General features: G+C 68.2%; 20 protein-coding genes. 6 read left to right on the top strand and 14 right to left on the bottom strand.

All coding sequences use genetic code 11. The annotated features are described in order from the left end of the window. On the bottom strand, positions 1–605 hold a 605-nt coding region (locus ABY44_RS15670; RefSeq protein ID WP_431641386.1), incomplete at its 3' end, for a glycosyltransferase family 2 protein. 246 nt (positions 606–851) lie between these two features. Here ABY44_RS15670 and msbA point away from each other — a divergent pair. Both msbA and ABY44_RS15660 read left to right on the top strand, forming a co-directional pair. Continuing rightward, positions 852–2603 carry a lipid A export permease/ATP-binding protein MsbA gene (gene msbA, locus ABY44_RS15665; RefSeq protein WP_060172961.1) on the top strand — a complete coding sequence of 584 codons (1752 nt, stop codon included), beginning with the start codon at positions 852–854 and terminating at the stop codon, positions 2601–2603. Positions 2604–2697: 94 nt separating this feature from the next. Beyond that, complete coding sequence (locus tag ABY44_RS15660) at positions 2698–3078, top strand: RcnB family protein (protein ID WP_060172962.1); 381 nt, start codon at positions 2698–2700, stop codon at positions 3076–3078. A 56-nt stretch (positions 3079–3134) separates the two neighbouring features. Here ABY44_RS15660 and ABY44_RS15655 read toward each other — a convergent pair whose 3' ends face one another. From ABY44_RS15655 to ABY44_RS15640, 4 genes are all read right to left on the bottom strand, one after another. Next, complete coding sequence (locus ABY44_RS15655) at positions 3135–3701, bottom strand: FUSC family protein (RefSeq protein ID WP_027786826.1); 567 nt, start codon at positions 3699–3701, stop codon at positions 3135–3137. A gap of 41 nt (positions 3702–3742) precedes the next feature. After that, positions 3743–5002, bottom strand: a complete 1260-nt coding sequence (locus tag ABY44_RS15650; protein ID WP_027786827.1) for an MFS transporter — start codon at positions 5000–5002, stop codon at positions 3743–3745. Then, complete coding sequence (locus ABY44_RS15645) at positions 4999–5961, bottom strand: PRC-barrel domain-containing protein (RefSeq protein ID WP_027786828.1); 963 nt, start codon at positions 5959–5961, stop codon at positions 4999–5001. The genes ABY44_RS15650 and ABY44_RS15645 overlap by 4 nt, the downstream gene beginning before the upstream one ends. Before the next feature lie 297 nt (positions 5962–6258). Next, positions 6259–6594, bottom strand: a complete 336-nt coding sequence (locus ABY44_RS15640) for a YggL family protein (protein WP_027786829.1) — start codon at positions 6592–6594, stop codon at positions 6259–6261. Between the two features lie 332 nt (positions 6595–6926). Between ABY44_RS15640 and ABY44_RS15635 the strand changes: the two genes are divergently transcribed. Beyond that, positions 6927–7307 carry a DUF1493 family protein gene (locus ABY44_RS15635; protein WP_060172976.1) on the top strand — a complete coding sequence of 127 codons (381 nt, stop codon included), beginning with the start codon at positions 6927–6929 and terminating at the stop codon, positions 7305–7307. A 17-nt stretch (positions 7308–7324) separates the two neighbouring features. Here ABY44_RS15635 and rng read toward each other — a convergent pair whose 3' ends face one another. The 9 genes from rng to upp form a co-directional block, all read right to left on the bottom strand. Then, positions 7325–8794, bottom strand: coding sequence for a ribonuclease G (gene rng, locus ABY44_RS15630; protein ID WP_021161094.1), 1470 nt, complete (start codon positions 8792–8794; stop codon positions 7325–7327). Between the two features lie 8 nt (positions 8795–8802). After that, positions 8803–9435, bottom strand: coding sequence for a Maf family protein (locus ABY44_RS15625; protein ID WP_027786831.1), 633 nt, complete (start codon positions 9433–9435; stop codon positions 8803–8805). A gap of 51 nt (positions 9436–9486) precedes the next feature. After that, positions 9487–9957, bottom strand: coding sequence for a 23S rRNA (pseudouridine(1915)-N(3))-methyltransferase RlmH (gene rlmH / locus ABY44_RS15620; RefSeq protein ID WP_006484265.1), 471 nt, complete (start codon positions 9955–9957; stop codon positions 9487–9489). Positions 9958–9982: 25 nt separating this feature from the next. Continuing rightward, positions 9983–10429 carry a ribosome silencing factor gene (gene rsfS, locus ABY44_RS15615; RefSeq protein WP_027786832.1) on the bottom strand — a complete coding sequence of 149 codons (447 nt, stop codon included), beginning with the start codon at positions 10427–10429 and terminating at the stop codon, positions 9983–9985. 4 nt (positions 10430–10433) lie between these two features. Next, positions 10434–11135 carry a nicotinate-nucleotide adenylyltransferase gene (locus ABY44_RS15610; protein ID WP_060193461.1) on the bottom strand — a complete coding sequence of 234 codons (702 nt, stop codon included), beginning with the start codon at positions 11133–11135 and terminating at the stop codon, positions 10434–10436. Positions 11136–11176: 41 nt separating this feature from the next. Further along, positions 11177–12097, bottom strand: a complete 921-nt coding sequence (gene hemF, locus ABY44_RS15605) for an oxygen-dependent coproporphyrinogen oxidase (protein ID WP_059697952.1) — start codon at positions 12095–12097, stop codon at positions 11177–11179. A gap of 118 nt (positions 12098–12215) precedes the next feature. After that, positions 12216–13493 carry a phosphoribosylamine--glycine ligase gene (purD, locus tag ABY44_RS15600; protein ID WP_021161100.1) on the bottom strand — a complete coding sequence of 426 codons (1278 nt, stop codon included), beginning with the start codon at positions 13491–13493 and terminating at the stop codon, positions 12216–12218. Positions 13494–13597: 104 nt separating this feature from the next. Further along, positions 13598–14326, bottom strand: a complete 729-nt coding sequence (locus tag ABY44_RS15595) for a YebC/PmpR family DNA-binding transcriptional regulator (RefSeq protein ID WP_011352741.1) — start codon at positions 14324–14326, stop codon at positions 13598–13600. 217 nt (positions 14327–14543) lie between these two features. Next, complete coding sequence (upp, locus tag ABY44_RS15590; RefSeq protein ID WP_011352740.1) at positions 14544–15194, bottom strand: uracil phosphoribosyltransferase; 651 nt, start codon at positions 15192–15194, stop codon at positions 14544–14546. A gap of 229 nt (positions 15195–15423) precedes the next feature. Between upp and ABY44_RS15585 the strand changes: the two genes are divergently transcribed. The 3 genes from ABY44_RS15585 (at position 15424) to ABY44_RS15575 (ending at position 17798) form a co-directional block, all read left to right on the top strand. Beyond that, a complete protein-coding gene (locus ABY44_RS15585; protein ID WP_027786835.1) occupies positions 15424–16203 on the top strand; it encodes an SDR family oxidoreductase in 780 nt (259 codons plus the stop codon). 52 nt (positions 16204–16255) lie between these two features. Further along, complete coding sequence (locus tag ABY44_RS15580; RefSeq protein ID WP_060172963.1) at positions 16256–16648, top strand: methylglyoxal synthase; 393 nt, start codon at positions 16256–16258, stop codon at positions 16646–16648. Positions 16649–16823: 175 nt separating this feature from the next. Continuing rightward, complete coding sequence (locus tag ABY44_RS15575; protein WP_059688483.1) at positions 16824–17798, top strand: quinone oxidoreductase family protein; 975 nt, start codon at positions 16824–16826, stop codon at positions 17796–17798. The last annotated feature ends 168 nt before the right edge of the window (positions 17799–17966 follow it).

The following is a 17966-nucleotide window of genomic DNA, read 5'->3' as shown; positions in this document are numbered from 1 at the left end:
GCCTTGCCGAAGCCGCCGCGCTGGCCGGCCGCGCGGCGCTGGCGCGCGCCGGCCGTCGAATACGCGTCGAGCTTGCGCACGACGGTTTCGAAATCCTCGTACGAGTAGTGCATCAGCTTGCCGGACAGGCGCTGCGCCGCGCCATCGAACACGAGGCGCTCGTGCACGAGATCGTCCGAGAAGCGCGCGCAGCCGCGCCGGAACAGGCGTGGCACCCAGTCCGGATACCAGCCGCTGTGATGGATCCACTGGCCGCAGAAGCTCGACAGCCGGTCGACCGCATAGACCTGCGCGCTCGGTGTGCGGATCGTGTCTCGGATCGACTGCGCGAGTTCAGGCGTGACGACTTCGTCGGTATCGAGGGACAGGATCCAGTCGGTGTCGAGCGCGTCGAGCGCGCGGTTCTTCTGCGGGCCGAAGCCCGGCCAGTCGCGCTCGACGATCACGCGCGCGCCGTGCGCCTGCGCGATCGCGACGGTATCGTCGGTGCTGCCGCCGTCGATGACGACGACGTCGTCGGCGAACGACAGCGCGGCAAGGCACTGCGCAAGTCGCGCGGACGCGTTGAGGGCGATGAGGGCGACGCCGAGGGAGGGTTCAGCCATGAAATCGTCGGAAAGGCGGAGAAAACGGTGAGCGGCAGTATACCCGCGGGCCGGCCGCCGGCCGCGTCGGCCCTGCGTCGGCCCCGTGTCGGCCATGACCGTGCCCGCCGGGGCGGTGCGGCTATAATGTTGAGCCCTTTTCGGCACCCGCCCGACAGGGGCGACCTCCCGGGCGGCCATGCCCGGGCGCCGCTTCGCGGCTCAAGAAGGATTGCCTTGGAAACCCAGAACACTCTTCGCAAACCGATGGACGGCACGGGCACCTCGCCCGTGACGGTCCTCAAGCGCCTGTGGCCGTACATCCGGCCGCTGATCGGCATCGTGGTGCTCGCCGTGATGACGATGGGCGTCGTCGCGGCCACCGAGGCCGGTATCCCGGCGCTGCTCAAGCCGCTCCTCGACCACGGCTTCGGCGCGCACGGCAGCGACCGTGCGAAATGGTACGTGCCGATCGCGGTGATCGGCCTCGCGCTCGTGCGCGGCGTGTCCCAGTACACGTCGAATTACCTGCTCAACTACGTATCGAACCGCATCCTGCTGCAACTGCGGCTCGAGATGTTCCAGCGGATGATCCATACCGGCGCGTCGTTCTTCCAGCGCGAAACCGCGAGCACGGTGATCAACGCGATCGTGTTCGAGGTCAACCAGATCCTGTCGGTGCTGACGGGCGTGATGGTCACGCTGGTGCGCGATTCGCTGACGGTGGTCTTCCTGCTCGGCTACCTGTTCTACCTGAACTGGCGGCTCACGCTGATCGTCGCGGTGATCCTGCCGGGCATCGGCTGGCTCGTCAGCAAGATCAACCGCCGCCTGCGCCGCCTGAACCGCGAGCACCAGACGCTGACCAACGAGCTGTCGTACATCGTCGAGGAGACGGTCGGCGGCTACAAGGTCGTCAAGGTGCACAACGGCGAAGCGTACGAGATCGACCGCTTCACGCAGATGAGCAAGCGCCTGCGCGGCTACGCGATGCGCATGACGGTTTCCGGCGGCCTCGCTCAGCCGCTCACGCAGTTCCTCGCGTCGATCGCGCTCGCGGTCGTGATCACGATCGCGGTCGTGCAGTCGTCGAACGACCAGACGACGGTCGGCGGCTTCGTCGCGTTCGTCACGTCGATGCTGCTGGTGATCTCGCCGCTCAAGCACCTGATCGACGTCAACCAGCCGCTGCAGCGCGGGATGACGGCCGCCGAGCTGATCTTCGGGCTGATCGACGAGCCGGCCGAGCCGCAGGGCGGCGGCCGGCTGTTGCCGCATGCGCGCGGCGAGATCGAGTTCCGCAACGTGTCGTTCGACTACGGCGCGACCGAGCGGCCGACGCTCGACCGCATCTCGTTCAAGGTCGCGCCGGGTGAAATGATTGCGCTCGCGGGGCCGTCCGGCAGCGGCAAGACGACGCTCGTGAACCTGCTGCCGCGCTTCTTCGACCCGACCGACGGCGCGATCCTGGTCGACGGCGTGCCGGTGGCCGACTACGACCTCCACGCGCTGCGCGGCCAGATGGCGATGGTCAGCCAGGACGTCGTGCTGTTCAACGACACGATCGCCGCGAACGTCGCGTACGGGCAGACGCCCGACCGCGCGCGCGTGCAGGCCGCGCTCGAGGCCGCGAACCTTGCCGATGCGGTCGCCGCGATGCCCGACGGGCTCGACACGCTCGTCGGCGGCAACGGGATGCGGCTGTCCGGCGGCCAGCGCCAGCGGCTCGCGATCGCGCGTGCGATCTACAAGGACGCGCCGATCCTGATTCTCGACGAAGCGACCTCGGCGCTCGACTCGGAATCGGAGCGCCACGTGCAGGCCGCGCTCGAACGGCTGATGGAAGGCCGCACGACGCTCGTGATCGCGCACCGGCTGTCGACGATCGAGCGCGCGGACCGCATCCTCGTGCTCGAGGCCGGCAAGATCGTCGAAGAGGGCAGCCACGACGAATTGCTGCGCCACGGCGGCCTCTACGCGCACCTGCACCGGATCCAGTACCAGCAGCAGGCGGCGTAACGCGCGGTTACGTAGCCGCGCGATACCGTGTGCTAGTCTTCATCGGGCAGTTCGAGTGGTTTCGTTCGACGTGACGACACGGAGGGAACGCACGATGAAGAAGATGCACGGGATGATGCTGGCCGCGGTGATCGCGGCGGGTTTCGCCGCACCGGCCGCGATGGCGCAGGACCACGACAACCACCACGATCAGGGCGGCCACGGCATGCAGCACGGCCACGGCCCGAAACACATGCCGCCCGGCCAGATGCGTCATGATGACGACGTGCCGCCGCGCTGGGCCGACCAGCCGCGCCGCGAGTGGCACAAGGGCGACCGGCTTCCCCCCGAGTTCCGCGATCGCCAGTACGTGATCGACGACTGGCGCGGCTATCACCTGAGCCCGCCGCCGCGCGGCTATCAATGGGTCGGCGTCGGCGGGGATCACCTGCTGGTGCAGATCGGTTCCGGCATCGTGCTGCGGATCGGCGGCTGACCTTGCCGCTCGCCCGGCGCGTATCGCGATGCCGCGATGCGCGCCGGGCAGCCGCGTCACTTTGCCGCTGCGTGGCGGAACCAGCGGCGCTCGATTCTCGACATCACCCAGCACACGCCCAGCGCACACACGGTGCCGAGCGTCACTTCACCGAGCCGCATCAGCGGAACGTCCCACAGCGGGCCGTTGCCCGGAAACAGCAGCACGATCGTCGCGGTTACGCCGCCGAGCCGTGCCGCGCTGCCGACGTTCAGGCACCAGCAGCAGACGATCACGACCGCGACGGTAATCGCATACGCGACGAGGCGGTCGCCGCCGAGTGCCGCGCCGGCGAAGCCGAGCACACCGCCGACCATCGCGCCGATGAACTGGTCGCGCGACAGCGACATCGTGTCCGAGTAGTTGTGCTGCGTGACGGCGATCGCGGTGATCGCCGCCCACACGGCCTGCTCGGTATGCATCGCGCGGCCGATCACGTAGGCGAGGCATGCACTGCACACGGCCTGCAGCGCCATCAGCCCGCCTTGCGCGAGCCGTTCGCTGAATGACAGCCCCTTGAACAGATCGAAGATCGACTGCTGGATCTGCTGGCGGGCTTCGTTGAGTGTCCTGATCGTATCCATCATGCGTTGACCTGGAAGCGGGTAGCGGCGGCGCGCGGGCGTCAGTGCGCCTGTTCGGGCGACGCGGCGGCCGGTTCGTCGGCTGCCGCGTCGCCGTTCTCGACGCGCGTTTCGGGCATCACGAGCCAGACCAGCAGCACGGCCAGCGCACCGGCGCCCGCGAGCCCGAAGAAGCTGACGGCATTCCCGAAATGATCGGCGACGTAGCCGGCAGCCGCGGTGCTGAGCGTCGCGCCGATCCCGGCCGCGAGCCCGAACAGCCCGATGCACAGGTTGTAGCGGCCCTTGCCGCCCGCGACGTCGGCCGCGATCAGCGGCAGCATCACACCGAACACGGCGGCGCTGATGCCGTCGAGCATCTGCACCGGCACCAGCAGGTACGGGCTGCTCACGCCCGCGAACAACAGCGCGCGCACCGGCAGCGCGGAGAAGCCGAGCAGCAGGATCGGCCGGCGCCCCCAGCGCTGCGCGGAGCGGCCGACCCACGGCGACAGCATCGCGACGATCGCCTGCGGCACGATGATGCACGCGGCGATCACGAGCTGCACGTTCTCGCCCATCCCGGCCGTGACCTCACCGGCCGCGAGGTTCAGCATCGCCGCGTTCGACAGGTGGAACAGCACGACGCACGCCGCGAAGATCAGCATCCGGCGGTCGCGCAGCAGTTCGAGCAGTGTCTCGCGTTCGCCGGCTTCGTCGTGGTCGTCGGGCTTCGACGATTGCGGGATCACTTCGTGGGTCGGCTGGATCATCGCGAGTGCGAACAGCGCGGGCAATGCCAGCACGGCGGTCAGCCAGAACACCGCACGCGCGGAGAAGTATTCGCCTGTGAGCCCCATCAGGCCCGCCGCGACCGCGCTGCCGATCGATGCCCAGCGCGCATTGCGGCCGAGCCGGTCGCCGAGGTCGGCGCGGCCGACGAGCGAGAACGAGATCGCGGCCATCGCCGGCACGAGCATGCAGCTCGCGAAACCGTGGAACACCTCGGCGGCGATCACCGGCACGATCGTCGGGCTCGACGCGAGCAGCACCGCGGACAGGATGATGGCCGCGATCGCCCACGCGGCCGCGCCTTTCTTGTTCTTCAGCGCATCGACGGCCGCGCCGCCCGGCACCTGGCTGACCATCGCGCTGATCGTGCCGATCGACAGCACCATGCCGATCTCGCCCTGCGTCCACTTGTGCGACGCGAGGTAGGACGCGATGAACGGACCGAACCCTGTTTGAACGTTTGCAACGAAGAAGTTGAGCCAGTCGAGGGACCGGAGACTGCGTACGCTGACGGAATGCTTGATCGTCATCGGGTCGCACTCGCAGACGAAGCCGGTGCCGGGGCAACGGGCGGGTAGACCGCGACGATCGGCTTGTCGGCCGCGTAGGGCGGCGACGCCTTGATCTGTGCGTCGTTCAGGTCGAGCTGCGGACGCAGCGCCTTGTCGCGCGTGACGAAGCGCAGCGCGCCCCAGCTCGCGGCGATCGAACGGCGGTCGGTATTGACGAGCCCGCCGAGGTCGAGCACGACAGCCTGCGGCTGCGACGCGCGGTCGATCAGCACGTCGACGATGCGGCCGATCTTCGTGCCGTTCGGGCGCTCGACGTCGCTGTCGAGCAATGGCAGGCGCGTCGCGGGCGAGGCCGCGGCCGAACCCGACAGCGGCACGGCCTTGGGCCGCGCGGCCGGCGGCAGGTCGCCCGACGGCACGTCGAGCACGATCGGCTCCTGTTTGCCGCCCGGCGTGAAGCGGAACACGTTCCACGGGAAGATGACCTTGCGGTCGCCGACGCCCATGAAGCCCTGCAGGTTGACGACCATCTCGCGCGGCTTGCCGCTCGCGTCGGTCACCATGTCGACCGCGCGGCCGATCACCTTGCCGTTGCGGCGCGCGACTTCGCTGTCGAGCAGCGCATGGATCTGCGTGCGGTCGAGCGGGCGCGTCGCGACGATCGGCGCGGGCGGAGGCGGCGGCGGAGTCGGCGATTCGGGGCGCTGCACGGGCTTCGGCCGCGTGACTTCGCGGTGCGGCTTTTTCGGCGCTTCCGGCCCTTCCGGCTGCGTCGGCGCCGGCACGGGCGGCATCGTCAGCGGTTCGCCGGCGGTTTCCTGGATGGGCTCGACGAGCGCCTCGCTGATCGGCGCGGGCGGATTCTGGACCGGCAGCAGCCCGCAGCCGGACAGCAGCGCGGCGGCGGCGAGAATCAGGAAGACCGTCGAGGACGGCAACGACTTGCGGGATGCGGGAAACGGAAGTCCGCCGCTCATTGACACTCACTCCATGGGTCGGGGGCGGCCCGAGGGCACGCGGCTGGCGATGGATGGCGGGTGCGGGCGGCGCACCACGCGAGGGGAGATTTTAACGTGTCTTCCTTTCAGGGCCGATTTCGACGGCTTGCTGGAGGCGGACTGTCGGGAAAAGGTAGGGATCGGCGGCGGTCGCGTCGCGGTGGGGCGACGGGGAAGCGACCGGTCGAGGGGCCGTGCGCATGGGTGCCGGCCCGGCCTGCCGCCGTCATGGCGGGCAGGCTCGGGCGCTGCATGAAAGCAGGGGGAAACCGGGCGTCAGGCTTCCGGGTACCACGCGTCGGAGAATTCGCTGACCTGCACGTCGGTCAGTTCCGGACGGGCGGCGAGCCAACCGCGCACGAGTTCGCGATCGGCGTCGGTCGTCGTGCCGCGCGGTGCGCCGGAGATCACGTACGCGCCGATGCCTTCGTCCGCCGACGCGACGGTCAGCAGACCGTTCGCTTCGACGAAGTCGATGAACGCGTCGATCAGCTGGCCGCGTTCGAGGTCGGTCAGTTCGTTGCGGTAGTGGGCGGTTGCGTTGAACGCGAGTTCCTGGAATTCGCCGATGTGGAGTTTCTTGCGCTGGCGGCGGTTGTGGCCTTGGCTCATGGTGTGTGGTGAGTGAATGAGAGGGGAATGGATCGTGCGGCCGGAGGCGGCAGCGAAAGGATGACGCATGGCGCCGTCTCGATCGCGTGTCATCGCGGAGGCGATCGTGAAACCATTCGTGAACATTGACGCGATGGGCGTTTCGTGATGCGGCTTGGCCCGGCGGCTCATCGCGCGCATGACCGAATGATACAGGGACGGCGGGCTGCCTCGGCTTTGCTATGGTCGGCGGCTACTCGAACGACAACGAGGGTCGCATGTCGGACGATCGCAATGCGTTCATTGGACGTATCGATTTCGAGGCGGGCGGCCTGTTTTTCCGGTGTTCTGAAATGCCGACCGATACGTGGGAAAAGCTGGCCGCATTCACGCGCGAAGAACTGGGTCGCCCGTTGTTCGGCGGCGAACTGAAGATCGCTCCGTCGTCACGCCTCGAAGAGGATCTGTATGTGACCGGAATCGACGCAATCGAATTTATCGACAAGTGGGCCGAAACGTTTGGCGTGCAGGCCGGCGATTTTCCCTGCGGCCGCTATTTCGGCCCGGAGGAACAGGATAGGGTGACGACGTTTCTCGCGATGTTTTCCGAGCGTTATCGCAAACCACCGCGCGTGTCGTTGACGCTCGGCATGCTGGAGGAAGCGATGCGGCTCGGCCGTTGGGACAGCAATGCGATCGAACCGGCCGCAACGTTAACCGCTCACACGAAATAACCGGACTCGAACGGCCGTTACATCAGCACGATGTCGTACTGCTCCTGGCTCAAATTCGACTCCACCTGCAGCGACACCGGCTTGCCGATGAAGTCGATCAGCATCGCGAGATGTTGCGATTCCTCATCGAGGAACAGGTCGATCACCTGCTGCGCGGCGATCACGCGGAATTCGCGCGGGTTGAATTGCCGCGACTCACGCAGGATCTCGCGCAGGATGTCGTAGCACACGGTACGCGACGTTTTCACCTGGCCCTTGCCCTGGCAGGTCGGGCACGGTTCGCACAGCACGTGCGCGAGCGATTCGCGCGTGCGCTTGCGCGTCATCTCGACGAGCCCGAGTTGCGAGAAGCCGTTGACCGTCACGCGCGTGCGGTCGCGCGACAGCGCCTTCTTCAGCTCGGACAGCACCGCGTCGCGATGCTCGGCGTTTTCCATGTCGATGAAGTCGATGATGATGATCCCGCCGAGGTTGCGCAGCCGCAGTTGCCGCGCGATCGTGTGCGCGGCCTCGAGGTTGGTCTTGAAGATCGTGTCGTCGAAGTTGCGCGCACCGACGTAACCGCCCGTGTTCACGTCGATCGTCGTCATCGCCTCGGTCTGGTCGATCATCAGGTAGCCGCCCGACTTCAGGTCGACACGGCGCGACAGTGCGCGCTGGATCTCCGTCTCGATGTTGTACAGGTCGAACAGCGGCCGTTCGCCCGTGTAGTGGTGCAGCTTCGGGCTCACGGCCGGCGTGAACTCGGCCGCGAATTCGGAGAGGCGCTGGTAGGTCTCGCGCGAATCGACCTGGATGCGCGTCGTGTCGTCGTTCGCGAAATCGCGCAGCACGCGCTGCGCGAGATCGAGATCCTGGTACAGCAGGCTCGTCGCCGGCAGCCGCTGCGCCTGCCCGACGATCGTCGCCCACGTCTTGCGCAGGTACGTGACGTCGCCGGCGAGTTCGTCGGAGGTCGCATCCTCGGCGATCGTGCGCACGATGTAGCCGCCTTTCTCGTCCGGCGGGATCACGGCGGTCAGCCGTGCGCGCACGGCTTCGCGCTCGGCCTCGCTCTCGATCTTCTGCGAGATGCCGATATGCGGCTCCTGCGGCAGGTAGACGAGCGTGCGGCCCGCGATGCTGACCTGCGTCGACAGCCGGGCGCCTTTCGTGCCGATCGGATCCTTGATCACCTGGACCATCAGCGTCTGGCCCTCGAACACGGTCTTTTCGATCGGCTGGTGCGGCGTGCCCGACTGCGGCTCGCCCGCGAGGCGCGGATGCCAGATGTCGGCGACGTGCAGGAACGCCGCGCGCTCGAGGCCGATGTCGATGAATGCCGACTGCATGCCGGGCAGCACGCGCACGACCTTGCCGAGATAGATGTTGCCGACCCGCCCGCGCGACAGCGTGCGCTCGACGTGAAGCTCCTGCACCGCGCCTTGCTGGACGAGTGCGACCCGCGTTTCCTGCGGCGTGAGGTTGATCAGGATTTCTTCGTTCATGGTGGGATTCAGAAGGCGACACGCGCGGCGCGCAACAGCGCCGCGGTCTCAAAAAGGGGCAGACCCATGATACCTGAATGGGAACCGTCGATTCGCTCGATGAACTCGGCGGCGCGCCCCTGGATCGCGTACGCGCCGGCCTTGCCGAACGGCTCGCCCGATTCGACGTAGCGTGCATACGCATCGCGCGACGCGGCCGCGAAGCGCACCGACGAGCGCGACAGCGCGGGCGGCAGCAGTTGGCCGTCGGCATCGATCACGGCGACGGCCGTCAGCACTTCGTGTTCGCGGCCCGCGAGGCGGGTGAGCATCGCGAGCGCGTCGTCGGCGTCGGCCGGCTTGCCGAGGATCGCGCCGTCGATCGTGACGGTCGTATCGGCGACCAGCACCGGCGAGGCCGGCTTGCCGCTCGCGACGAGGCGCGCACGCGCGGCCTCGGCCTTGGCGACGGTCACGCGCCGCACGTAGGCATCGGCGGCTTCGCCGGGCAGTTCGGCCTCGAGCGCCTCGGCGTCCTCGTCGGGGCGCGGCAGCAGCAGCTCGAAGCGTACGCCGATCTGCTGCAGCAGCTCCTGGCGGCGCGGGCTTTGTGAAGCGAGGTAAAGGGTCGGGAAAAGTGCGGGGGACGTGCTGGACGGCATGGTGTCGTTATCTCGGTGAGCGCGCGAGGCGCGCGTCTCGAGGACGACACGTCATGCGCGGTGGTAGGGGTGATTCTGCGTGATGCTCCACGCCCGGTAAAGCTGTTCGGCGAGCAGCACGCGCACCATCCCGTGCGGCAGCGTCATGCTCGAGATGCGCAGCAGCACGTCGGCACGCGCTTTCAGTTCCGGATCGAGTCCGTCGGCACCGCCGATCACGAACGCGACGTCGCGGCCGTCCTGCTGCCAGCCGGGCAGCGCCTGCGCGAGCTGCATCGTGGTCCAGTCGCGGCCGCGCTCGTCGAGCGCGACGAGGCGCGCGCCCTTCGGCAACGCGGCCTCGATCTTCTGCCGCTCGGCCGCCATCACGCTCTCGGCGCTGCGGCCGCCCGAACGCAGTTCGGGCTTGATCTCGCGCAACTCGATGCGCAGTTCCGGCGGCATCCGCTTCGTGTATTCGTCGAAGCCGGACGCGATCCAGCCCGGCATCTTGTGGCCGACCGCAAGAATGAAAAGCTTCATCGGGAGACGCGTAACGACTCGGGGCTCAACGGCGGCGGGCGGCCGTCTTGCGCGCCGGGCGTGCGGGCGCGGCTTCTTCCTCGTCCTCGTCGCCTTCGCTGGCCGTGGCGAAGCCGTTCCCCTTGCCGCCGCCGAGCTTCATCCGCACGGGCTTGTCGCCCCAGATTTCCTCGAGGTTGTAGTACTGGCGCAGGGCCGGCTGCAGGATGTGCACGACCGCGTCGCCGCAGTCGACGAGCACCCATTCGCCGGTGTCTTCGCCTTCGGAGCTGACGATGTCGCCGCCGGCTTCCTTGACCTTGTCACGCACGCTCGACGCGAGGGCCTTGGTCTGGCGGTTGGAGGTGCCCGAAGCGACCACCACGCGGTCGAACAGTTCGGTCAGGTGGCTGGTGTTGAACACCTTGATGTCTTGCGCCTTGACGTCTTCGAGGGCGTCGACGATCACGCGCTGCAGTTTGCGAATATCCATGGATTCAGGAATGGTAGAGGCGATGTTGAAGAATATAGGCCCATACGGCGGCCGGCACATGCTCGGCCGATGCGTCGGGCATTTGTGCATGGCGCGCGATGCATTCGCGCAGGTGTGCACGGATGTCGGTCGCGGCGATGTCGAACGAAAGGGTCGTATCGATCAGCAGGTGCCCGCCCGGCGTGGCCTTCAGCACGTCGGCGCCGGCCTGCCGCGCGGCGATTTCCCGCGCGACGTCCGGCGGCGCCGCGCCGAGATCGAAGCCCGGGCGCGTCGACACGCAGATGTGCGCGTAGTCGAACAGCGTGCGCCAGTCGCGCCACGTGTCGAGGCGCACGAGCTGGTCGGCGCCGATCAGCAGCGACAGCGACGCGTCCGGGCCGATCCGCGCGCGCCAGCGCGCGAGCGTCTCGACCGTGTAGGTCGGGCCGGCGTGCTCGATCTCGTCGGTGGCGACGGTCACGGTCACGCCCGGCAGGGACAGCGAGCCGGCGGCCGCGCGGGTCATCGCGAGCCGATGCTCGGCGGCCGACACGTCGCGCTTCTGGTACGGCTGCCCGGCGGGCAGCAGCACGAGTTCGGTCAGGCCGAGCAGCCCGGCGAACCGGCGCGCGAGCGCGAGATGGCCGTCGTGGATCGGGTCGAAAGTGCCGCCCAGCAGGCCGATACGACGCGGCAGCGGGGCGGGGCGGGCGATGGTGTCCAGAAAAACGTGTCCTGTTCTTGGGGCGGCGGGGCGCGGCGGGCTCAGACCCAGTCGCGCGGCACGAGGAACTCGCTCAGGCGCGCTTCCGGCGAGCCCGGCTCGGGCTGCCAGTTGTAGCGCCAGTTCGCGACCGGCGGCATCGACATCAGGATCGATTCGGTCCGGCCGCCGCTTTGCAGGCCGAACAGCGTGCCGCGGTCGAACACGAGATTGAATTCGACGTAGCGGCCGCGCCGGTAAGCCTGGAAGTCGCGCTCGCGCTCGCCGTACGGCAGCGCGGCACGACGCTCGACGATCGGCAGGTACGCGTTCAGGAACGCGTCGCCGACGCTTTGCATCATCTCAAACGAGCGTTCGAATCCGGGCTCGGAGAAATCGTCGAAGAAGATCCCGCCGACGCCGCGCGTCTCGTTGCGGTGCTTCAGGAAGAAATACTCGTCGCACCACGTCTTGAAACGCGGATAGAGCTCGGCGCCGAACGGATCGAGCGCGTCCTTGCAGGTCTGGTGGAAATGCCGCGCGTCGTCCTCGAACGGATAAACCGGTGTCAGATCCATCCCGCCGCCGAACCAGAAGACCGGCGCCTCGCCGGGTTTCGTCGCGATCAGCATCCGCACGTTCATGTGCACGGTCGGGCAGTACGGATTGCGCGGGTGCAGCACCAGCGACACGCCGAGCGCCTCGAAGCCGCGACCGGCCAGCTGCGGACGCGCGGCGCTCGCCGACGGCGGCAGCGCGTCGCCCGCGACGTCGGAAAAACCGATCCCCGCGCGCTCGAACACGCGGCCGCCTTCGAGAATCCGCGTGCAGCCGCCGCCGCGCAGGCGCTCTTGCGGCCCGCGCTGCCACGCATCGGTCGCGAGCGGCGTGCCGTCGAGCGCGCCGAGCGCGTCGGCGATGCGTGTCTGCAGGCCCTGGAGGTACGTGCGCACGCGCGTCACGTCGTAGGTCGAATCGGTCATGTCTGGACTGGGTGCCCCCGTGCGAAGCGGGGGCCGTAAAAAAGGCATCTGCCGGGCATTCTATCGAACCCCGGCAGAGGACCCGCCGCCGCGCGAGGGCGGGGCGGCGGTTGCAACGTTACGCGCTCTTGCGGTTGAGCGCGCGGAAGCCGATGTCGCGGCGGTACTGCATGCCTTCGAAATTGATCTGGTTGATCGTGTCGTACGCATGCTGCTGCGCTTCGCGCACCGAATCGGCGAGGCCGACCACGCACAGCACGCGGCCGCCGGACGTCGTCAGCTTGTCGCCGTCGAGCGTCGTGCCCGCATGGAACGTGACCGCCTGTTCGGTCTCGGCCGGGATCCCGTTGATGCGGTCGCCCTTGCGCGGCGCGTCCGGATAACCGTGCGCGGCCAGCACGACGCCGAGCGCGGTGCGGCGGTCCCAGTCGAGCTCGACCGTGTCGAGCGTGCCCGCGATCGCCTGCTCGACGACCTTCGAGAAATCGCTCTTCAGGCGCGCCATGATCGGCTGCGTTTCCGGGTCGCCCATCCGGCAGTTGAACTCGAGCGTGCGCGGATTGCCTTCCTTGTCGATCATCAGGCCCGCATACAGGAAGCCCGTGAAGCGGATGCCGTCCTTCTCCATCCCGCGCACGGTCGGCATGATGATCTCGCGCATCACGCGTGCGTGCATCTGCGGCGTGACGATCGGCGCGGGCGAATACGCGCCCATGCCGCCGGTGTTCGGGCCGCGATCCTCGTCGAGCAGGCGCTTGTGGTCCTGGCTGGAAGCCAGCGCCAGCGCGTGCTTGCCGTCGACCATCACGATGAAGCTGGCTTCCTCGCCGTCGAGGAATTCCTCGATCACGACGCGCGCGCCGGCGTCGCCCAGCTTGTTGCCCGACAGCATCATGTCGACGGCCTGATGCGCTTCTTCCAGCGTCATCGCGACGACGACACCCTTGCCGGCCGCGAGGCCGTCGGCCTTCACGACGATCGGCGCACCCTTCGCGTCGATGTACGCGTGCGCGGCGGCCACGTCGGAGAACGTTTCGTACTCGGCGGTCGGGATGCCGTGGCGCTTCATGAACGCCTTCGCGAAATCCTTCGAGCTCTCGAGCTGCGCGGCTTCGCGGGTCGGGCCGAAGACCTTCAGGCCGCGTGCGCGGAACAGGTTGACGATGCCGGCCGCGAGCGGCGCTTCCGGCCCGACGAGCGTGAACGCGACGCCTTCGCTTTCCGCGAAATCGGCGAGTTCGTCGAGCGCCGTGATGTCGACGTTCTTCAGACGCTCGTCCTGTGCCGTGCCGCCATTGCCGGGCGCGACGTAGACCATCTGGACGCGCGGCGACTGCGCGAGCTTCCACGCCAGCGCATGTTCGCGGCCGCCGGAACCGACGACGAGTAGTTTCATGGGATTCCCCGCAGACTAGAAAACAGGGCGGCCGGCACGCTCAGGCGCGCCGGCCGCGGATTCGATCGGGCCGCCGCCGCAAAGGGTGCGCGGCGGCCGGCATCTCATTCCTCGACGATGACGGCGTTCGTATACACGTCCTGCACGTCGTCGAGGTTCTCGAGCGCGTCCAGGAGCTTCTGCATCTTCGCTGCGTCGTCGCCGGTGAATTCGACTTCGTTCTGCGGCTTCATCGTCACTTCGGCGAGTTCGGCCTTGAAGCCGCCGGCTTCGAGCGCGTCCTTCACCGCCGAGAATGCCTGCCAGTCGCACAGCACTTCGATCGAGCCGTCGTCGTTCGTGTTCACGTCGTTCGCGCCGGCTTCGAGCGCGGCTTCCATCAGCGCGTCTTCCGACGTGCCGGGGGCGAACAGGAACTGGCCGACGTGATCGAACATGAACGCGACCGAGCCGTCGGTGCCCATGTTGCCGCCGAACTTCGAGAACGCGTGGCGGACTTCCGCGACCGTGCGGGTGCGGTTGTCGGTCAGCGTGTCGACGATGATCGCCGCGCCGCTGATGCCGTAGCCTTCGTAACGGATTTCCTCGTAGTTCGCGCCGTCCGCGCCGCCGACGCCGCGATCGATCGCGCGCTTGACGTTGTCCTTCGGCATGTTCGCGTCGGCCGCCTTGTCGACCGCCAGACGCAGGCGCGGGTTCGAGTTGACGTCGCCGCCGCCGAGGCGCGCCGCGACCTGGATTTCCTTGATCAGGCGGGTCCAGATCTTGCCGCGCTTCGCGTCGGCCGCTGCCTTCTTATGCTTGATGTTGGCCCATTTCGAATGACCAGCCATACCTTTCTCCGTGCCCGGGCGCGCAGCGCGGGCGATTGTTTCAATGTGTCGTTGAGTCGGCGGCCGTGTCGGCGGGCATGAAGCCGCGGGGCCGCGCGTGTCGAGTGGATCGAGATTTTATCACGCGGCGACCGCCGGATCGGGGCCGCCGCGCATGGCCGAACGGCCGGGTGGGCCGCCGCGAGCCGGGCCGCGCGCCGCGCGGCCGTGCCGGGGCTCAGTTCTTGGTGCCGAACAGGCGGTCGCCCGCGTCGCCCAGGCCCGGCACGATGTACGCGTGCTCGTTCAGGTGCGAATCGAGCGACGCGACGAACAGCTTCACGTCGGGGTGCGCGTCCTGGAACACCTGCACGCCTTCGGGCGCGGCCACCAGTGCGACGAACATGATGTTCGCGGCCGGCACGTTGCGGCGTTTCAGCACGTCGACCGCGTGCACGGCCGAGTAGCCGGTCGCGACCATCGGGTCGCACAGGATGAAGATGCGGTCTTCCAGATCCGGCAGGCGCACCAGGTATTCGACCGGGCGATGGTCGTCGGCGCGGTACACGCCGATATGGCCGACACGCGCGGAGGGCACCAGATCGAGCAGGCCGTCCGACATCCCGATGCCCGCGCGCAGCACCGGCACGATCGCCAGTTTCTTGCCCGCGATCACCGGCGCGTCGACCTCGACGAGCGGGGTTTCGACCCGCTTGGTGGTAATCGGCAGGTTGCGGGTGATCTCGTAACCCATCAGCAGCGTGATTTCGCGCAGCAGCTCGCGGAACGTGCGGGTGGACGTGTCCTTGTCGCGCATGTGCGTGAGCTTGTGCTGGATCAGCGGGTGATCGGTGATGAAGAGATTCGGGAAACGGCTGTCCTGTTTCATGACGGGGCGCCTTGGCGGCAAAAGAGGATCGGGGGCGGGGGCGGGCGCAAGCCGGCCGCGCGCTTATGTCCGCAATTTTACCAAGGCGCGCCGCATGATCCGGATAATATCGACGTCTCACGACAATCCGCGCGCCTGCGCCCGCCCGTTCGCCTGCCTGGCCCGCCCGTGGTCCGGGCGCCGAAGCAGCCGGGCCGCGCCGGCGCGTGTCGCCACCAAGGAATCGACGATGGATCTCGGCATCGAAGGAAAGACCGCGCTCGTGTGTGCGGCAAGCAAGGGGCTCGGTCGCGGCTGCGCGGAAGCGCTGGCCGCGGAGGGCGTGAACCTCGTGATCGTCGCGCGCACGCGCGACACGCTGGAGGAAACCGCGGAGGAGATCCGCGCCGGCGCGAACGTGTCGGTGACCGCGGTCGCCTGCGACATCACGACACCGGACGGGCGTGCGGCCGCGCTCGCCGCGTGCCCGCAGCCGGACATTCTCGTGACGAATGCGGGCGGCCCGCCGCCCGGCGACTTCCGCGACTTCTCGCACGACGACTGGATCCGTGCGCTCGAATCGAACATGCTGACGCCGATCGAGCTGATCCGCGCGACCCTCGACGGGATGATCGCGCGCCGCTTCGGCCGGATCGTCAACATCACCAGTTCGGCCGTGAAGGCGCCGATCGACGTGCTCGCGCTGTCGAACGGCGCGCGCTCGGGGCTGACCGGCTTCGTCGCGGGGCTGTCGCGCAAGGTCGCGGGGCAGGGCGTGACGATCAACAACCTGCTGCCGGGCCTGTTCGACACCGACCGGATCGCGACCACGCTCACCGCGTCGGCGAAGGCGCAGGGCGTGACGGTCGACGAGATGCGCGCGCGGCGCACGAAGGAGATCCCGGCCGGCCGCCTCGGCACGCGCGCAGAGTTCGGCGCGGCGTGCGCGTTCCTGTGCAGCGTGCATGCCGGCTACATCACCGGGCAGAACTGGCTGCTCGACGGCGGCGCGTATCCGGGTACGTTCTGACCCGCGCTTTTCGATTCACGACGACAACAACCGAACGACGAAGGAACTGGAGATGAGCAAACCCCGCATCGCATTGATTGCGCACGACGCGAAGAAGGACGAGATCGTCGCGCTCGCGGGTCAGTATCGCGAGACGCTCGCGCAATGCCGCCTGGTGGCGACGGGCACGACGGGCGGCCGGATCGCCGCCGCGCACGGGCTCGAGGTCGAGCGCAAGCTGTCGGGGCCGCTCGGCGGCGACCTGCAGATCGGCGCGGAACTGGCGGACGGCCGCGTGGACATCGTCGTGTTCCTGCGCGACCCGATGACCGCGCAGCCGCACGATCCCGACATCACCGCGCTCGTGCGCGCGTGCGACGTGCACGACGTGCCGGTCGCGACCAACGTTGCGACGGCGCGGATGCTGCTCGACGATCTGGCGCGGAACATGCAGGACCGCTGCTAGCCCGCAGCGTGGCCCGATTGCCCCTGTTGCGGGCAGGGCCATGCACGGACGGCGGCGTCGGGCGAGAATCGTGCGTCGCGACGCGCCTGCCGCCGGCTGTTGCCTGCATCGGTCGGCGCTGTGCGTCGGCGATCCGACCATTTCCCTGACCGACAGACAGACAAGGAGCGAAACGATGCCGAAAGCAATCCGATACGACCAGCCGGGCGGCCCGGACGTGATGAAGTGGGTCGATGTCGAGGTCGGCGAGCCGAAGGCGGGTGAAGTCCGCATTCGGCAGCACGCGGTCGGGCTCAACTACATCGACGTGTATTTCCGCACCGGCCTTTATCCGCAGCCGCTGCCCGGCGGTCTCGGGATGGAGGCGGCGGGCGAGGTGACGGCCGTCGGCGAAGGCGTGACCGCGCTCAAGGCGGGCGACCGCGTCGCGTACGTCGGGCAGCCGCCGGGCGCGTATGCGCAGGAACGCGTGATGCCGGCCGAGCGGCTCGTGAAGCTGCCGGACGGCATCAGCTACGACGACGCGGCGTCGGTGATGCTGCAGGGCCTGACCGCGCACTACCTGCTGCGCCGCACGTACCCGGTGAAGGCCGGCGACACGATCCTGATCCACGCGGCGGCCGGCGGCGTCGGCCTGCTGGTGTGCCAATGGGCGAAGGCGCTCGGCGCGACCGTGATCGGTACGGTCGGCTCCGACGAGAAAGCCGCGCTCGCGAAGGCGCACGGTTGCGACCATCCGATCGTCTACACGCGCGAGAACTTCACGCAGCGCGTAAAGGAGATCACGAACGGCGCGGGCGTGCCCGTTGTCTACGACTCGATCGGCAAGGACACCTACATCGGCTCGCTCGACTGCCTCGCGCCGCTCGGCTACTTCGTCAGCTTCGGCAACGCGTCGGGCCCGCTGCCGGCGATCGATTCGAAGGAGTTCTCGTCGCGCGGCTCGCTGTTCTTCACGCGGCCGACGCTGTTCTCGTACATCGCGAAGCGCGCCGATCTCGAGTCCGCGGCCGCCGAGCTGTTCGACGTGATCCTGTCGGGCAAGGTGAAAACCAGCATCAACCAGCGCTATCCGCTCGCGGAAGTCGGCCGCGCGCATGCCGACCTCGAGTCGCGCAAGACCACCGGCTCGACGATCCTCGTTCCCTGATACATCCCATCGTGCCGGCATCATGTCGGCACGCCCTCCCGGCGGGCGGCACCGGCGTGTCGCCCGTCCTGCCCATCGTTCCGCCCGCCGTTCCGCCGCCCGCGTTTACACGTTTTTTATACCCGCCCCGATACCTTTGACCCGTCCTTTACGTGCGTTCCCATAAGG

Source organism: Burkholderia sp. ZZQ-2 (genome assembly GCF_050768715.1).
Taxonomy (GTDB): domain Bacteria; phylum Pseudomonadota; class Gammaproteobacteria; order Burkholderiales; family Burkholderiaceae; genus Burkholderia; species Burkholderia cepacia.
Note: the sequence above shows the minus strand (reverse complement) of the source record. Positions and strands in the feature narration are given on the sequence as shown.

Bases quoted from the DNA above. Each gene is read 5' to 3' on its own strand.
- ABY44_RS15650 (WP_027786827.1), bottom strand. From the start codon at position 5,002: ATGACGATCAAGCATTCCGTCAGCGTACGCAGTCTCCGGTCCCTCGAC.
- rng (WP_021161094.1), bottom strand. From the start codon at position 8,794: ATGAACGAAGAAATCCTGATCAACCTCACGCCGCAGGAAACGCGGGTC.
- ABY44_RS15635 (WP_060172976.1), top strand. From the start codon at position 6,927: ATGCCGACCGATACGTGGGAAAAGCTGGCCGCATTCACGCGCGAAGAA.
- ABY44_RS15625 (WP_027786831.1), bottom strand. From the start codon at position 9,435: ATGCCGTCCAGCACGTCCCCCGCACTTTTCCCGACCCTTTACCTCGCT.
- msbA (WP_060172961.1), top strand. From the start codon at position 852: ATGGACGGCACGGGCACCTCGCCCGTGACGGTCCTCAAGCGCCTGTGG.
- ABY44_RS15660 (WP_060172962.1), top strand. From the start codon at position 2,698: ATGAAGAAGATGCACGGGATGATGCTGGCCGCGGTGATCGCGGCGGGT.
- upp (WP_011352740.1), bottom strand. From the start codon at position 15,194: ATGAAACAGGACAGCCGTTTCCCGAATCTCTTCATCACCGATCACCCG.
- ABY44_RS15645 (WP_027786828.1), bottom strand. From the start codon at position 5,961: ATGAGCGGCGGACTTCCGTTTCCCGCATCCCGCAAGTCGTTGCCGTCC.
- hemF (WP_059697952.1), bottom strand. From the start codon at position 12,097: ATGACCGATTCGACCTACGACGTGACGCGCGTGCGCACGTACCTCCAG.
- ABY44_RS15585 (WP_027786835.1), top strand. From the start codon at position 15,424: ATGGATCTCGGCATCGAAGGAAAGACCGCGCTCGTGTGTGCGGCAAGC.
- rsfS (WP_027786832.1), bottom strand. From the start codon at position 10,429: ATGGATATTCGCAAACTGCAGCGCGTGATCGTCGACGCCCTCGAAGAC.
- ABY44_RS15575 (WP_059688483.1), top strand. From the start codon at position 16,824: ATGCCGAAAGCAATCCGATACGACCAGCCGGGCGGCCCGGACGTGATG.
- ABY44_RS15580 (WP_060172963.1), top strand. From the start codon at position 16,256: ATGAGCAAACCCCGCATCGCATTGATTGCGCACGACGCGAAGAAGGAC.
- rlmH (WP_006484265.1), bottom strand. From the start codon at position 9,957: ATGAAGCTTTTCATTCTTGCGGTCGGCCACAAGATGCCGGGCTGGATC.
- ABY44_RS15595 (WP_011352741.1), bottom strand. From the start codon at position 14,326: ATGGCTGGTCATTCGAAATGGGCCAACATCAAGCATAAGAAGGCAGCG.
- ABY44_RS15640 (WP_027786829.1), bottom strand. From the start codon at position 6,594: ATGAGCCAAGGCCACAACCGCCGCCAGCGCAAGAAACTCCACATCGGC.
- ABY44_RS15655 (WP_027786826.1), bottom strand. From the start codon at position 3,701: ATGGATACGATCAGGACACTCAACGAAGCCCGCCAGCAGATCCAGCAG.
- purD (WP_021161100.1), bottom strand. From the start codon at position 13,493: ATGAAACTACTCGTCGTCGGTTCCGGCGGCCGCGAACATGCGCTGGCG.